At 55.5% G+C, this 15,015-nt stretch carries 12 protein-coding genes; 7 read left to right on the forward strand and 5 right to left on the reverse strand.

Features of this window, described 5'->3' with window-relative positions; genetic code table 11:
- Positions 1–80: 80 nt before the first annotated feature.
- The 3 genes from KQI26_RS05155 to KQI26_RS05165 all read left to right on the forward strand — a co-directional run bounded on the left by KQI26_RS05155 (position 81) and on the right by KQI26_RS05165 (position 3,989).
- Positions 81–1,127 carry an efflux RND transporter periplasmic adaptor subunit gene (locus tag KQI26_RS05155; protein ID WP_216503502.1) on the forward strand — a complete coding sequence of 349 codons (1,047 nt, stop codon included), beginning with the start codon at positions 81–83 and terminating at the stop codon, positions 1,125–1,127.
- Complete coding sequence (locus KQI26_RS05160; RefSeq protein WP_216503504.1) at positions 1,114–2,304, forward strand: ABC transporter permease; 1,191 nt, start codon at positions 1,114–1,116, stop codon at positions 2,302–2,304. The genes KQI26_RS05155 and KQI26_RS05160 overlap by 14 nt, the downstream gene beginning before the upstream one ends.
- A 617-nt stretch (positions 2,305–2,921) precedes the next feature.
- Positions 2,922–3,989 (forward strand): tyrosine recombinase XerC, encoded by a 1,068-nt coding sequence (locus KQI26_RS05165; protein ID WP_216503506.1) that lies wholly within the window; start codon positions 2,922–2,924, stop codon positions 3,987–3,989.
- A gap of 140 nt (positions 3,990–4,129) precedes the next feature.
- Here KQI26_RS05165 and KQI26_RS05170 read toward each other — a convergent pair whose 3' ends face one another.
- A complete protein-coding gene (locus KQI26_RS05170) occupies positions 4,130–4,789 on the reverse strand; it encodes a Crp/Fnr family transcriptional regulator (RefSeq protein ID WP_216503508.1) in 660 nt (219 codons plus the stop codon).
- 90 nt (positions 4,790–4,879) lie between these two features.
- Between KQI26_RS05170 and KQI26_RS05175 the strand changes: the two genes are divergently transcribed.
- Genes KQI26_RS05175 through hcp form a run of 3 tightly spaced genes read left to right on the forward strand, consistent with a single transcriptional unit; the run spans position 4,880 to position 7,601 of the window.
- Complete coding sequence (locus KQI26_RS05175) at positions 4,880–5,587, forward strand: 4Fe-4S dicluster domain-containing protein (protein WP_216503509.1); 708 nt, start codon at positions 4,880–4,882, stop codon at positions 5,585–5,587.
- 19 nt (positions 5,588–5,606) lie between these two features.
- Positions 5,607–5,939 carry a cupin domain-containing protein gene (locus KQI26_RS05180; RefSeq protein WP_216503510.1) on the forward strand — a complete coding sequence of 111 codons (333 nt, stop codon included), beginning with the start codon at positions 5,607–5,609 and terminating at the stop codon, positions 5,937–5,939.
- A gap of 24 nt (positions 5,940–5,963) precedes the next feature.
- The gene (gene hcp, locus KQI26_RS05185; RefSeq protein ID WP_216503511.1) at positions 5,964–7,601 is read left to right on the forward strand and encodes a hydroxylamine reductase; all 1,638 of its coding nucleotides are present in this window, start codon (positions 5,964–5,966) and stop codon (positions 7,599–7,601) included.
- Positions 7,602–7,666: 65 nt separating this feature from the next.
- Here the strand turns inward: hcp and KQI26_RS05190 are convergent, their stop codons facing one another.
- From KQI26_RS05190 to KQI26_RS05205, 4 genes are all read right to left on the reverse strand, one after another.
- Positions 7,667–9,637, reverse strand: a complete 1,971-nt coding sequence (locus KQI26_RS05190) for an oleate hydratase (protein ID WP_216503513.1) — start codon at positions 9,635–9,637, stop codon at positions 7,667–7,669.
- Between the two features lie 126 nt (positions 9,638–9,763).
- The gene (locus KQI26_RS05195; protein WP_216503515.1) at positions 9,764–10,324 is read right to left on the reverse strand and encodes a TetR/AcrR family transcriptional regulator; all 561 of its coding nucleotides are present in this window, start codon (positions 10,322–10,324) and stop codon (positions 9,764–9,766) included.
- A 23-nt stretch (positions 10,325–10,347) separates the two neighbouring features.
- The gene (locus KQI26_RS05200; protein WP_216503516.1) at positions 10,348–11,232 is read right to left on the reverse strand and encodes a tyrosine-type recombinase/integrase; all 885 of its coding nucleotides are present in this window, start codon (positions 11,230–11,232) and stop codon (positions 10,348–10,350) included.
- Between the two features lie 19 nt (positions 11,233–11,251).
- Positions 11,252–11,839: a hypothetical protein gene (locus KQI26_RS05205; RefSeq protein WP_118746770.1), complete on the reverse strand. Its 588-nt coding sequence runs from the start codon at positions 11,837–11,839 to the stop codon at positions 11,252–11,254.
- Positions 11,840–12,129: 290 nt separating this feature from the next.
- Here KQI26_RS05205 and KQI26_RS05210 point away from each other — a divergent pair, with 290 nt between their 5' ends.
- A complete protein-coding gene (locus KQI26_RS05210; RefSeq protein WP_216503517.1) occupies positions 12,130–14,634 on the forward strand; it encodes a M14 family zinc carboxypeptidase in 2,505 nt (834 codons plus the stop codon).
- Positions 14,635–15,015: the final 381 nt, after the last annotated feature.

Below are 15,015 nucleotides of genomic sequence, written 5' to 3' on the forward strand. Positions count from 1 at the left end.
CTCCCTCTTTGCAAATTGCCGGTAATATTCTCACCGATTTTTTGCAGAATATAAGGGAGAAAACGAAAGGCGGTGCTGCCATGCGAGGATTTTTGTGCCTGGCGTTTACCATATTGCTGGTGTTGGGAATGTTCTGGGCCAGCCCTTACCGGGCCATGAACCAGGCAGAAGCAGTGGAGACGGTGGGATGTGAACGGGCGGATATTTTCAATGCGGTGACCATGTCGGGAAAGACCGAAAGCGCATCGGAAACCAAGGTGTATGCTCCCTCGGCCGCCTGGGTGGAAAAGCTCTATGTCTCCCAGGGGACGGAAGTCAAAAAAGGGGAGGCCCTGGCTCTTTTGCAAGTGACAGAGGACCCGGAAAAGCTGCGCCAGGCCACGAGAGAAGCCGGGGAAAAGATGCTGGAATCCCTCCTTCAGGATGCCCAGGACGGCAGTCTGGAAGAGGACAGTCAGGCCCTTTTGTCCCGGGCCGCCGGGGCCGGGATGGAAGAGTCCCCAGAGCCTGCGCAGGAGGAATACATCCTGTATGCCCCCTGTGGCGGCACGGTGATGGATGTATTTTTTTCAGAAGGGGAAACGGTTTCCCCGCTGCTTCCTTGTTTCACCCTGGCCGATTTAAGCCAGATGGTGGTGAAGGCCCAGGTAGGGGAGGAAAACCTGCCCCAGATACAGCCTGGCATGTTTGCAGAAATGACCCTCACCGCCTTTCCGGACACCCGCCTCACCGGCAAAGTCCAATCGGTGGCCCCCTATGCCAAAGCGGCCTCTTTGCTGGATCAGAGCGGCGGCGTGAGCACCGATGTGATCTTTTCCATCTCCAACGATGTGGCAGATGTGAAGCCGGGCTACACCGTTTCGGTAAAAGTGCGGACCGAAAGCCGGGAGGACACCCTGCTTTTGCCCTATACCTGCGTGGCCCAGGACGAACAAAATAGGGAATATGTGATGGTGGTGCAGGAGGGAAGAGCTAAAAAAATGCTGGTGGAAACCGGTTTGGAAGTGGGGGAGCAGGTGGAGATCACCGCCGGGCTCACAGGGGAAGAACGAGTGATCCGTGCTCCTGGGTCTCTGAAAGGCGGCCAGGCCGTGGCAGAAGAGGAAGAAGCCTATGAATTGGGGTGATATGGGGCTTCTGGCGCTGAAAAACGCTCTGCGGTCCCGGCAGAAAACTTTTTTTTGCGCTCTGGCCGTGTGCGTGGGCATCGCATCGGTGTATATGATCTGCGAGATCTCCCGCAACGCCCGGGATCAGATCACTCAGCAGGTGGAGCAAAGCGGCCTTTCCGGGATCATGGTATTCGGCAAGGAGGAGCAGGGGATGATGGCGGCAGAAGAGATCCGGGCTTTGCCCCAAAGCGTGCCGGGCCTCAAGGCAGCCATGCCTCTTTTTTCCCAGTATGGCTCCTGCAAACTGCGGGAGGAAAAGCGCAATATGCTGCTGTGGGGCGTGGATGAGCAGTTTTCTTCTATTTTTCATGTCCAGGTAAAATACGGCCGCTTGCCATCCCAGGAAGATGTGCGTCTTTGCCAGAAGGTGGCGGTGATCGAAGACACCATGGCCCTGGCGGCCTACGGCCGGGAGAATGTGGCGGGGAAAGAGATCTGGATCTCTACTGACCAGCTGACCGAAAGTTATCAGATCATCGGCGTGATCGCTTCCCAAAAAAGCGGTGTCAGCGCACTCATCGGCGAAAACACCCTGCCGGCCTTTGTTTATGTGCCCTATACCACAGCCAATCTTTTCTCTGGCGTTTCCTCCACCAATCAGCTGGCCCTGGCGGCCCAGGATGAAGCCGACGCCGAGGCCGTCACCGCCTTTGCTCTGAATCAACTCAGCCGCCAGACCAATGGCGCTTCCTTCAAAGCGGAAAATGTAAGCGGATACATTGATACTTTTTCATCTATTTTGCAAACGGTATCTTTGCTCATCACGGCCATCGGCGGCATTGGGCTGCTGGTGGGAGGCATTGGCGTGATGAACTCCATGACGGCGGCGGTGGAAAGCCGAAGAAAGGAAATCGGCATTTATCTGGCCATCGGCGCCCAAAAGAAGGACATCATCGGAAGTTATCTCATGGAGGCGGTGATCGTTTGCTTGCTGGGCGGTCTGGCCGGAGGGCTGCTGGGCTGGGGCTTGTTGTTTGCCGGTGAGAAACTCTTGGGAATCCCGGTGCAATTTCACTGGGGGTATTTATTGCTGGCCGAAGGCGCCGCCGGATCCTGCGGGATTCTGTTTGGGATTTTGCCTGCCCGCAAAGCCGCTGCCATGCATCCCATTGACGCCATCCGCCGGGAATGACCACCGGAGACGGAAAAACAAAACCATCTCACAATCAAAACTCACAATCAAAAGTTTTCAAAAGGCCCTGGAATCCAGGCTGCAAAGCCGGGAAGAAGGGGCCGGAAATTTTAATTATCAATTATACCAAATCATTGTTTTGTATAATTGAGTGGAGGCAAAAAAGGCCTCTTCCGGGAAAACAGTCGTTTTTGGCCCTTGGACGGCTTTTCTGACCGCTGGGCCTGTTTGGCTGCAAATTGTGTTGTTTTTTCGCTGCAATACAATCACTGTTGTTTTTCACAGTATTTTTATTATCTTTTATTTTGTTTTCATTTCGTTTTTCTGGCCGGCTCAAAGTCTCCGTTCCAGGCCGGGCTGAGATTTTTGGCGGCTTTCGCTTAGACCTGGCCTGGGATCTTTTTTCTCTTGCTGTAAAACAACTCTCCACATGCAGCTCATTTGATTCTGGCGTCTTAAATCTTACGGCTGCATTTGATTTTCTTTCGTTGATAGCCTTTCCAGCTGTTTTCCGGACTGTGCGCCTTCCGCCATGAAAAACTGGTGGATTTTATGGTTTTGTGCTATATTATTATAATGTATCAAACATCCAATCCCTTTGGCAAAGGAAGCAAACTATGGACTATCGTTATGAAGCGCCGGAAGAAATCCGCAATTACCTCAATTATATGAGCACGATCCGGGGCCGTTCAGAACGGACCTGCAAAGAATATTACCTGGATCTGCGTACATTTTTTCGCTTTTTACTGAAAAAGCGAAAACTGGTCCCGGAGGAAACTCCATGGGAAGAAATTTCCATCCAGCAGGTGGATCTGCCGCTGATCGCCAGCGTCACCCTGACCGATCTCTATGATTTCCTGGCCTACGCTCAAAAAGAGCTGCCCACTTATCACAAAAGCCCATCCACCACCTATGGCAACGGTTCCAGCGCCCGGGCCCGGAAGGTTGCGGCGCTCCGTTCCTTTTATCGGTATCTCACCGAAAAGGTCCATAAGCTGGATCACAACCCGGTGCAGAATCTGGAATCCCCCAAAAACAAAAAATCCCTGCCCCGTCATCTTTCTATGGAAGAAAGCGTGGAGCTGCTGAGCCATGTGGAAAGCGCCTATCCCGAGCGGGATTATTGCATCATTACCTTGTTTCTCAACTGCGGCCTGCGGGTCTCCGAGCTGGTGGGCATCAACCTTTCCGATGTGCGGGGAGACACCCTTCAGGTGCTGGGCAAGGGCAACAAAGAGCGAATGGTCTATCTCAACGACGCCTGCCAGCAGGCCATCAAAGCCTATCTGCCCAAACGCCTCAAGCCCCATCCCGAAGATGCCCAGGCACTTTTCATCAGCCGGGTAGGGCGGCGCATCAACCAGCAAACGGTGAAATGGATGGTGGGCCGTCAGCTGGAGATGGCCGGCCTGGGGGACAAAAAATATTCCGCCCACAAGCTGCGCCACACCGCGGCCACATTGATGTATCAGAATGGCGTGGATGTGCGCACATTGAAAGAAGTGCTGGGCCATGAAAACCTGAACACCACCATGATCTACACCCATGTCACCGATGAAAACATGAAGCAGGCCGCCCTTCACAGTCCTCTGGCCCATTTTTCTCCGCCGTCTAAAAAAGAAGAGGATGGCGAGGGAAATCCAGAAGATCATCAGGAGAAAACCCAGGAAAATCAACCGGTGTAATGCTTTTCAGCTTTTCATCTGTTTCTTTGCGTTTTTTCGGCAAAAAGCACAAATATTCTGTAAAGTCAATAAACTTGTCAGATATTGAATCGCAATAGCAAGACGCCCCTTGCAAGGCTGTTTGGTCTTGCAAGGTTTTTTTAACATTCCCCTGCCGTTTTCAGCAAACAAAAGGTGTTTTTCCGGAAGGTCAGGATCCCCTCCCGCTGCATCTTCCCCAGCTCCTTGGAAAGGGCGCTGCGCTCCACATTGAGATAGTCGGCCATTTGCTGCCGGTCAAAGGGAATGGTGAATTGCCGCTTTCCCGTCCGCAGAGCTTCGGAGGATAGATAAGTCATCACCCGGCCCCGGATGGTTTTGGCCGAAATGCAGAACACCCGGCTGGACCAGGCCAGATTCTTCTGGGTGGACAAAATCAGCACATTGCGCAGCAATTTATGATACCAGCCTTCCCTTTCGTTCTGGGGAGAAAGCAGCGCCGTCAGACGCACCCAAAGCACTTGGCTTTGCTCCACGGCCAGCACATCCACCATCATAGGCGCCTGGCAAAAGGCGTAGGTCTCACCAAAGGCCCCGCCGGGCAGAATGCTGTGAAGGATCATCCGGCTGCCCCACAGATCGATGTTTTCAATGTGTATTTTCCCGGAAAGCAAAATACCGAATTCCTCTGTTTTATCCCCGGTGCGCAGCAAAACCTCCTCCTTGGAATAGTCCGCCAGACGGATGCACCCCCGCCGGGCCATCTCCTCATATTCCTCCTGGGCAATGCCTGCAAAAATCGGATGGTCGGGCATTTTCATAAAAATCCCCCATTTCGTTGTTTTAACCACATACTTTTTTCTGAATTGTACTATACTGAGTTCATCCAATCAAGAAGGAGCGATGGAAAAATGAAAAGACGGATCATTGAAATAGACCAGGAAAAATGCAATGGCTGCGGTGCCTGCGCCCAGGCCTGCCACGAAGGAGCCATCGGCATGGTGAATGGCAAAGCCCAGCTTCTCCGGGACGATTACTGCGACGGCCTGGGTGACTGTCTGCCCGCCTGCCCCACCGGCGCCATCACCTTTGTGGAGCGGGAAGCCGCCGCCTATGACGAGCAGGCGGTGAAGGAAAACCAGCGAAAAAAGCAGCAGGCCCAGGGCGGCTGCCCCGGACAAAGAATGCGCCAGTTTTCCCGCCCGGCTCCGGCGGCCCACTCCCCTTCCTCGCCCGGAGAAAGGGTTTCCCAGCTGGCCCAATGGCCCTGCCAAATCAAGCTGGCCCCGGTGAACGCCCCCTATTTTGACGGAGCCAAGCTGCTCATCGCCGCCGATTGCACCGCTTATGCCTATGCGGGCATCCATGAGGATTTCATGGCTGGCAAAGTGACCCTTATCGGCTGTCCCAAACTGGACAGTGTGGATTACAGTGAAAAACTCACCCAGATCATCGCCCAGAATGACATCCAGAGCGTCACCATCCTGCGTATGGAGGTGCCCTGCTGCGGCGGTCTGGAAATGGCGGCGAAAAAAGCCCTTCAGCAAAGCGGCAAGTTCATCCCCTGGCAGGTAGTCACTTTGTCGGTGGATGGAAAAATCCTGGACAAGACTAACTGAAAAAGAAAGAGGTATTTTTATGGATAAAAAAATCAAAAACATTCCCCATGAGGAAATCGTGACCCTGCGGGAGCTGGTTCCCTGTCAGGAGGGCCAGGTGGTCAGCCGTACCCTGGCCCAGAACGACGCCGTCAGCGTCACCCTGTTCTCTTTTGCCAAAGGTGAGGAGATCAGCACCCACCGTTCCCAGGGAGACGCCTTTGTCACCTGTCTGGAAGGAGTGGGTAAAATCACCATTGACGGGAAAGAATATATCTTAAAGGAAGGCCAGTCCATCGTCATGCCGGCCGACCTCCCCCATGCAGTCTATGGAGAAGAAGCCTTCAAAATGCTGCTGGTGGTCATTTTCTAACAATTTGAGCAAAGGAGCCTTGCCATGAAGGAAAAAATGTTTTGTTATCAATGCCAGGAGACCGCCGGGTGTGCCGGCTGCACCCAGGCCGGTGTCTGCGGCAAGCAGCCCGATGTGGCCGCCATGCAGGATCTTCTGGTCTATGTGACCCGGGGTCTTTCTGCCGTGACTACCGCATTGCGGAAAGAGAACCAGCCGGTGAGCAAGCAGGTAAATCACCTGATCACCTTCAACCTGTTCACCACCATCACAAACGCCAATTTTGACAAAGAGCGGATCGCAGAGCGCATCCGCTCTACCCTGGAAACCAAATCTGCCCTGCTGGGCCAAGTGAAAGACCCCTCCGTGCTGCCCCAGGCCGCATTGTGGGACGGGGCGGGAGACTGGGAGGAAAAGGCCCGTCAGGTGGGGGTACTCTCCACCCAGCATGAGGATATCCGCTCCTTGCGGGAGCTGATCACCTACGGCGTCAAAGGCCTTTCCGCCTATATGGAGCACGCCAACACTCTTCTCCAGGAAAATGAAGAGGTGGACGCTTTCCTCCAGCGGGCGCTGGCCGCCACCCTGGACGACAGTTTAACCGCCGATGATCTGGTGGCTCTCACTCTGGAGACCGGCAGCTGCGGCGTCAAGGGCATGGCCCTTCTGGACAAGGCCAACACCCAGGCCTACGGCAATCCCCAGATCACCAAGGTCAATATCGGCGCAGGGAAAAATCCGGGCATTCTGATTTCCGGCCACGACCTGCGGGATCTGGAAATGCTGCTGGAACAGACGAAGGACACCGGCGTGGATGTGTACACCCATTCGGAGATGCTCCCCGCCCATTATTACCCAGCTTTTCAGAAATACCCCCATTTCGTGGGCAACTACGGCAACGCCTGGCACAAGCAGCGGGAGGAATTCGAAGCCTTCCAGGGCCCCATCCTCATGACCACCAACTGCATCGTGCCGCCCAAGGACAGCTACAAGGCAAGGCTCTTCACCACCGGGGCCGCCGGTTTCCCCGGCTGTCCCCACATCCCCGGCGGCATCGGCGAGAAAAAGGACTTCTCTCCCATCATCCGGATGGCCAAAACCTGTCCTCCCCCCACGCCGCTGGAAGAGGGCGAGATCGTGGGCGGCTTTGCCCATGAGCAGGTGTTCGCTCTGGCCGACAAGGTGGTGGAGGCGGTGAAAAGCGGCGCCGTCAAAAAATTCGTGGTGATGGGCGGCTGCGATGGCCGTCAGAAGAGCCGGGAATATTACACCCGGTTTGCCAAGGAGCTTCCAAAGGACACCATCATCCTCACCGCAGGCTGCGCCAAGTACCGCTACAACAAGCTGCCGCTGGGTGATATCGGCGGCATCCCCCGGGTGCTGGATGCCGGACAGTGCAACGACTGCTATTCCCTGGCCCTCATCGCCCTCAAGCTGAAAGAGGCCTTCGGTCTGGGGGATGTGAACGATCTGCCCATCGTCTACAATATCGCCTGGTATGAGCAAAAAGCCGTCATTGTGCTGCTGGCCCTGTTGTCTTTGGGGGTAAAGAACATCCATCTTGGCCCCACCCTTCCCGCCTTCCTCAGCCCCAATGTGGCCAAAGTACTGGTGGAGAACTTCGGTATCGCCGGTATCGGCACTGTTGAAGAGGACCTGGCCCTGTTCTTTGGCGAAAACTAAATCACTGTCCTATGCAAAAAACTGCGCCGCTTCCTTGCGGCGCAGTTTTTGTACACATGAAATTCTTACATCCAGTCCTGGATGACACCGGCCTCCCGCATCAGCTTCTCCACTACGGTGCCGGAAACCACTTTGAGCAGCGGCTTTTTCAGCAGCTCCAGCGGCCCGGGCAGCCGGACCTCCAGGGGGGACTTACCGTCCATCAGATGCACCGAGCTTTGCAGCAGCTCCCGCACATCGTAGACGCTGCCCCACACTTCGGGCACGCCCCGATCCACGCCCAGCAGTCCGTACACCGCTTCCATGGCGGTACGCACCGAATATTCGGTGGTGAAGACGGTATCCCGGGGTGTGTCGGCGAACTGGCCCAGGAAGGCAAAGTTGACGCAGCCATCGGGAATCACATCGGGCCGGTCCCCCTTCCGCCGGGGCATAAAGAAGGCGGTGATATAGGGCATCATGGTGGGGACGCACTGGGCACTGTTTTCCGCCAGATCATCAATCTCCTCCACCGGCACGCCCAGATGATAAAGCCACTCCTGGGTGATCTCCTTGCCGGTGCAGTCCTTCATGGGCTTTTTCACATAGTCGCCGGGCACATCGGTGAACAGGCCATAGACCCACACGCAGACCTTTTCCTTATCCTGCTCTTTGAACTGGCCCTGCCGGTTGATGGTCCAGCTGAGCAGCCAGCTGGAGTCCTGGCAGCTGACAATGCCGCCGGTGACCACTTTCCCTGTGCGGGGGTCCCGCTTGCAGATGTTGGTGATATAGGGCAGAATCCGATCGTCCAGCGTGGTGACGGTGGCCGACTCCCAGTTGGTCTTCTGCACATCGGAACAGAATTTCTCCGGACGGCCAAAGGCCGGGTCCTGCTTTGCAATGTTCTTCCAAAGGTTCCAGCAGCCGCTGGTGCGCACTTCGGCGTCCCCATTGGGGGCGTGGTCCTGATCGCCGTAAATGGTGCCTTCGGTGCAGGAACCATTGGTGACGAACACCAGATCCTTCTCGGTGAGCAGGATGCCTTTTTCTACACCATCCACCTTGTGCTCAATGGCGGTGGCCACCTTCTTCCCCTCTTTGATGTCAAAGAGCACATTGGTCACCTGGGTGCCGAACTGGAAGTCCACCCCCGCTTCCTCCAGATACTTCTGCATGGGAAGGATCAGGGATTCATACTGGTTGTACTTTGTGAACTTCAGGGCGCTGAAATCGGGAAGGCCTGCGATGTGATGAATGAAGCGCTGGAAATAGAGCTTCATCTCCAGGGCGCTGTGCCAGTTCTCAAAGGCGAACATGGTGCGCCAATAAAGCCAGAAGGTGGAGGAAAAGACCTCGTCATCAAACACATCTTCGATGGTTTTGTCGTAAAGATCTTCGTCGGGGGTCATAAAGAGCTTGACGATCTCCATGCAGCCCTTTTGGCTCAGGTTGAATTTGCCGTCGGTGTGGGCATCCTGGCCCCGGTTGACAGTGGCCCGGCAGAGAGAATAGTTGGGGTCATGCTTGTTGAGCCAATAGAACTCATCCAGCACCGAGGCCCCCGGCTTTTCCAGCGAGGGAATGGAGCGGAACAGATCCCACAAACACTCAAAATGGTTTTCCATCTCCCGGCCGCCCCGCATCACATAGCCCCGGCTGGAGTCAAAGATGCCGTCGCAGGCACCGCCGGCCACATCCATGGCCTCCAGGATATGAATATGGGAAGGGGGCATCTGGCCATCCCGCACCAAAAAGCAGGCCGCCGCCAGAGAGGCCAGGCCGCTGCCCACGATATAGGCGCTTTTTTCCTCCACTCCTTCCGGCTTTTCCGGCCGGGCAAAGGCTTCGTAGTTGCCATTGGAATAATAAATGCCCTTGCTGTTCTTCTCCTGCTTTCCCCGCTCGGTGTTCCGCCAGTCGCTGCGGTCCGGCACCTGGCCGGATGCGGATTCCTTCTGGCTGTTCTTCTTTTTCTTGGCCAGCATGACAGCTGCTCCTGCTCCGGTGAGTGCGGCGGCCGCCGCAGCCATCTTGGCCGTTGTTTTTTTATCCATAGAATAAGGACCTGCCTTTCTGTTTTTCTTTCTGTCCTTATCCTACCCCCTTTGGGTACACAATACCATTTACAAAAAGGGCCAGGTGATAAAAATTTTATCATCCCGCCCTTTTTGTAAAGCGATTCAGTTTTTCTCCGCGAAGTTCTGGATGGAATGGGCCACGGCGCCTTGCAGGGTGGTGCTCATCTTCTCAACGATCACCCTGGGATCGGCAGTCATACCCTGACGAATCCAATCCAACATGATCCCTACAAAATTGTATTTATAAAAGTCGGCAATAAAGGATTTGTCCTCCGGGGAGATCTTGACCCCCTGGCTCTTTTCCTCCACCACGCCCCGGATCAAGTCATAGGTAAGCTTATGGAGAAAACGCTCCATCTGATCCCTGCTGATGCACCGGTAGGCATTCAGTACAAAGACCTTGTTTTCCAGCACGGCCTCAAAAATTCGCAGCAGACCTTCCTGCCAGGTGTCATAGGTCTTTTCCCCCTGTAAGGCCCGGCCCGCATCCTCGATGCACACCCATTCGATGAGATCATAAATGTCCTTGAAGTGATAATAAAAGGCCATGCGGCTGATGCCGCAGTCGGTGGTGATATCCCGGATGGTGATCTTGTCCAGGGCCTTGACCTGCATCAGCTTTTTCAGCGATTGCTCCAGGGCCTGCTTTGTGGTGTTTGCCATAACAATGCTCCTTTGTTCTGTGGTCATCGGGACAGGGGGTGCAGTCTGCGGTAGCGTTCTCCCTGCTCTCCCTCCAGAGCCTGGAAATACACCTGCGCCCAGTAAGGGTCCTCCAGCCCCAGAAGGGCCTTTAAATCCTCTGCCGTGGCCCCCTTCTCCGCCAGATGAACGGCCAGGGAGACCCTCAGCAGCTGGGGCGTCACCGGCAGGGAAAGGCCCGCCTCTTTCCCCCTCCGGCATAAAATCTTCCATAACCCCTGGCGGGTCAGGCGTTTCCCAGCGGCATTGAGAAACAGGGCCGGCTCCTCCGCCTGGCTCAGCACCCCATCCCGGCAGGGACCCAGATAATCCCTCAGCGCCTCCACGGCCTGGGGATACAGAGGCAAAAAGGGCTCCGGCCGCTCCGGAACATGGAGAAGCCCCCGCTCCAAAAGCACCTGGTCTGTGTTAAGGGCGGTAAGCTGGGCACTTTTCAAACCAGTAGCATAGAGCACATGGAGGATGGCCCGATCCCGCCGGGCGGCAAAGGACTCCCCCTGGGGGGATGCCAGCAAATGCCGCACCTGCTCCAGGGTGAGGAAAGCGGGCAGGTTCCCTTTGTGCCGCTCCACTGCCAGACGCCGGGGCAGATTTTCCGCCACGATCCCCCGGGCCATGAGAAAAGCATAATACCGGGACAAAGAGGAGCGCACCCGGGCCAGGGTGGCATCGGAGCGGCCCCGCTGCTTCAGCTCTGAAAAGTATTCCTCCAGCTGCTTTTGTGTGACCGTCTCATAATCCCCGTCTTTTTCCAAGCCCAAAAAGGCATCCAGCGCCGCCACATCCCGCAGATAGACCTGGCTGGTATGGGGAGAAGCCGGAGTATTTTGTTTCAGATTATCCAGAAAAGCATCAAACCGGCTGTCCATGTTTTCTTTCCTTTCTTCTTTATCCCACCCAGGCCAAGGCGGCCCGGCAAAACCAGGGAGCCAGCAGGCTGCCCAGAAAGCTATACACCAGGCAGAGCAACAGGCAAAGCAGCGCTGTGCGAAGATAATCCGGGGAAATGGGCCGGCGTTTCATTCCCCGGCGGCGCCTTCCCTTTCTTCCCGGCGCTTTCTTCAAAGCCTGACGCATAGCGCTTTCTCCCAATTCCAGCATACAGAGGGTGGTGAGCAGCGCACCCCCTGCTCCCAGCAAGAGGGAAGCGGCATAACCACCCAGGCCGTAATCCCGGCAGAACTCCCCCACCCAGCAGGCCAGAGTGAATCCCCGGACGCCAAAGAGCAGCAGCACCCCATAGGCCCCGAAGGAAAAAAGCCCGCAGCAGAACAGGGGCAGCAGATAGAGAAGAAAGCCCCCCAGCAGGCGGAAAAACAGCCATAGCCGTCCTTCTCCGGCCCATTGCTCCAAGGAAAGGGCCCCGGTCCCTTCCTTCTGGAACAAAACCATCCAAATGCACCCGGCCACGGCCCCCAGCAAAAGGCATCCGGTGAGAACCAACAAGGGAAGGGGCGGCAAGTCCTTTTTTTTCATTCTTCCTGGCATCGTCTTTTCACCTCGCCCATCTATACGGCGAAGCAAGTGAAAAAATGCCTTTCTTTTATTATATCTGTTTTTCTCCCTGGCGCAAGATGGATTTTCGGTTTCTGTAAACTTTTTTCTGTAAACTCCATGCTTTTTTACCTCCTCTCAGGGCCTGTTTGTGCAAAAAGTGAGAAAACAAAAGTTCTTCCCATTGTTTTTTGTGCAGTGTTGTGCTATCCTCAAAAGGGATGGATTTCCCCTTCCCTATTTTATGATTTCAGATCACAAGGAGGTCAGCAATGATGCAAACCATCACATCTCCCAAGGAGTTTTTCGGCTTTGACCTGGGGGCCGATTATAAGATCGCCCGCTGGGATCGGATCGTGGAATACTATAAGCTGCTGGACAGCCAGTCCGACCGGATCCAGGTGACCGAAATGGGCCCTTCCACCGAGGGCAATCCCTTCCTCAAGGTCATCATCACTTCCCCGGAAAACTTCGCCCATTTGGAGGAGCTGCGTCAGATCAACCAGACCATCGCCGATCCCCGGGGCCTGTCCCAGGAAGAGATCCAGGGACTGGTGAAAAAGGGCAAAGCGGTCAGCGTGCAGAGCATGAGCCTCCACGCCACTGAAATCGGCGGCACCCAGATGGCTCCCCTGCTGGCCTATGACCTGCTCACCGGCGACAGCCCGGAGATCCAGAACATCCTTCAGAATGTGGTGCTGGTGATGGTGCCTTGCTTCAACCCCGACGGCCAGATCATGGTCACCGATTGGTACAACTCCACCCTGGGCACCCCCTATGAAGGCTGCAACTATCCCTCCCTCTATCATAAATACACCGGCCACGACAACAACCGGGACGCTTTTGCCCATAACATCGTGGAATCCCAATATGTAGGGGACATCCTGTTCAAGGAATGGACTCCCCAATCCTATTTTGATCACCACCACATGGGCAGCTATGGCGCCCGTATTTTCGTGCCGCCTTATAAAAACCCTGTCCGTCCGTACACCGATCCTCTGGTTTATAACGAGCTGTCCCTCTATGGGGCCAATATGTGCTACCGCATGGAGCAGGAGGACCTGTCCGGCGCTTCCATGATGTCCCAATTTCCCGGCTGGGGCCACTATGGCTACCACTGGATTACAAACAGCCATAACATCGCCGGTATGCTCAGCGAAAGCGCCAATGCCAAATTGGCCACCCCGCTGTACATCCACCCCGAACAGCTGGAGGGGAACCATGACAAGTCCACCCCCTTCTATGGTCCTCAGGTGCACTTCACCCATCCCTGGCCCGGTGGATGGTGGCGTCTGGGCGATATCGTAAAGCGCCAATATTGCGCCGCCTATACCGTGCTGGATACCATGGCCAAAAACCGGGAGCAGATCCTTTACAATATGACTCAAAAGGCGCTGCGCCAGACCAAGCGGGGCGGCGAAAGCCATGAGCAGGCCTTCCTCATTCCGGAAAACCAGTTCGACCAGGGCGTGCTGCGCGTTTTGCTGAAGATTCTGCTGGATCAGGGCATTGAAATCAAGCGGGCCGCATCCGATCTTTCGGTGGACGCCGTCACTTATCCCAAGGGAACCTATGTGATCCCCCTGGCCCAGCCCAAGATGGGCGTCGTGATGAATCTGCTGGCCCGCACCCTCTATCCCGACAACTTCTGGACCCGGGATATGCAGGATGCTCTCACCGCTTTTGACACCGCCAGCGATACCGTGGCGGAATACATAGGCGTGCAGGTCATCCCGGCGGATGCTCCGGTGGAAGGAGAACTCACTCCCTTCACCGCTCTGGATGCCATCCCCCTCACTTCCCTGTCCCAGGCGGCGGGCTATGTGATCTCGGCCAAGGAGAACCGGGGCTATCACGCAGCCAATCTGCTTCTGGCCCAGGGCTTCCCGGTGTGGCGTATCGACACCTGCCCCTGGCATGATTTCTATGTGGAAGGGGATATCAAAAAACTGGCTCCCATCTTTGATGCCGCCCAGGCCACCGTCCGGCCGGTGGAAAAACCCTATCCCCAGATGACCCCGTTGAAGCCCCTGCGGGTGGCTATGTATCAGCGTTTCTACACTGGCAACGCCGACGAAGGCTGGACCCGGCTGCTCTTCGATAACATGGCTTATTCCTATACCACCGTTTTCGATGCCGACATCAAAAACGGCAAGCTGAAGGATTTCGATGTGCTCATTCTGCCCAGCGATTCCTATGAGATGCTCTACGGCCTGCAGCACTATGCGGATTCTCCCAAGTATGACGGCCTGATGCAGTTCATCGGCAAACAGCCGCCAGAAAAGCAGAGCGGCCTGGGCGATGAAGGCATGAACGCCATCCTCTCCTTTGTGGAACAGGGCGGCAAGCTGCTGGCCTTCAACCAGTCCTGCGACTTTGCCATTGAGGCCTGCCATCTGAAGGTGAAAAACCTGGCCAAGGATCTTTCCGCCAAGGAATTCAACACCCACGGCTCCACCCTGCATGTGGAATTGGACACCCAGAACCCCCTGTGTTATGGCATGCCCAAGGAAGCCCTGGCGTTCCACTGGGATGGTCCGGTGCTGGCGGTGAAAGAAAAGTTTGACGCTCAGCAATATCAGGCGGCCGCCCATTACGCCAAGGAAGATGTGCTGCAAAGCGGTCTGCTCACCGGTGAAAAACTCATCGCCGGGACCCCGGCTTTGCTCCAGGTCCATTGCGGCCAGGGCGAAGTGGTGCTCTATGGCTTTGCTCCCCAGCATCGCTGCCAGACCCACGGCACCTTCAAGCTGGTGTTCAACGCCCTCTACCGCTAAAGTGCCTCGAAAAAGAGGCCTTGGCCGCTTTTTCGAATTTCCGCAAGGGGCTGGCGGCGAGCCGCCGCTCCCAGTTTTTCTTGGCTCCGGTAGGTTGTATACGCCCGGGCAAAGAATGTTTGCCAGCGGGGCGCCCCGCCCTTGAAAAGTGCAAAAAGCCATGCACAGGCCGCGGCTTTTTGCAGATTGATTAGGAAAAGAACAACCTGTTTCCTTTCACAATCTAAGCTCTTTGCACACAAAAGGCCCGCCGCTTCCTTGCTGAAGTAGTCAATAGTTAGTAGACACAAAATTTCTTATGCCACCAGTTCTGTTCTATATGGGACTGGTGGTTTTCCTTTTAGTTTGCGGACGGGTCGTTCATTGTTGAAATAATAGATT

The sequence above is a fragment of the Intestinimonas sp. MSJ-38 genome, from assembly GCF_018917925.1.
Classification (GTDB): domain Bacteria; phylum Bacillota; class Clostridia; order Oscillospirales; family Butyricicoccaceae; genus Pseudobutyricicoccus.

Bases quoted from the DNA above. Each gene is read 5' to 3' on its own strand.
- KQI26_RS05155 (WP_216503502.1), top strand. From the start codon at position 81: ATGCGAGGATTTTTGTGCCTGGCGTTTACCATATTGCTGGTGTTGGGA.
- KQI26_RS05160 (WP_216503504.1), top strand. From the start codon at position 1,114: ATGAATTGGGGTGATATGGGGCTTCTGGCGCTGAAAAACGCTCTGCGG.
- KQI26_RS05165 (WP_216503506.1), top strand. From the start codon at position 2,922: ATGGACTATCGTTATGAAGCGCCGGAAGAAATCCGCAATTACCTCAAT.
- KQI26_RS05170 (WP_216503508.1), bottom strand. From the start codon at position 4,789: ATGAAAATGCCCGACCATCCGATTTTTGCAGGCATTGCCCAGGAGGAA.
- KQI26_RS05175 (WP_216503509.1), top strand. From the start codon at position 4,880: ATGAAAAGACGGATCATTGAAATAGACCAGGAAAAATGCAATGGCTGC.
- KQI26_RS05180 (WP_216503510.1), top strand. From the start codon at position 5,607: ATGGATAAAAAAATCAAAAACATTCCCCATGAGGAAATCGTGACCCTG.
- hcp (WP_216503511.1), top strand. From the start codon at position 5,964: ATGAAGGAAAAAATGTTTTGTTATCAATGCCAGGAGACCGCCGGGTGT.
- KQI26_RS05190 (WP_216503513.1), bottom strand. From the start codon at position 9,637: ATGGATAAAAAAACAACGGCCAAGATGGCTGCGGCGGCCGCCGCACTC.
- KQI26_RS05195 (WP_216503515.1), bottom strand. From the start codon at position 10,324: ATGGCAAACACCACAAAGCAGGCCCTGGAGCAATCGCTGAAAAAGCTG.
- KQI26_RS05200 (WP_216503516.1), bottom strand. From the start codon at position 11,232: ATGGACAGCCGGTTTGATGCTTTTCTGGATAATCTGAAACAAAATACT.
- KQI26_RS05205 (WP_118746770.1), bottom strand. From the start codon at position 11,839: ATGAAAAAAAAGGACTTGCCGCCCCTTCCCTTGTTGGTTCTCACCGGA.
- KQI26_RS05210 (WP_216503517.1), top strand. From the start codon at position 12,130: ATGATGCAAACCATCACATCTCCCAAGGAGTTTTTCGGCTTTGACCTG.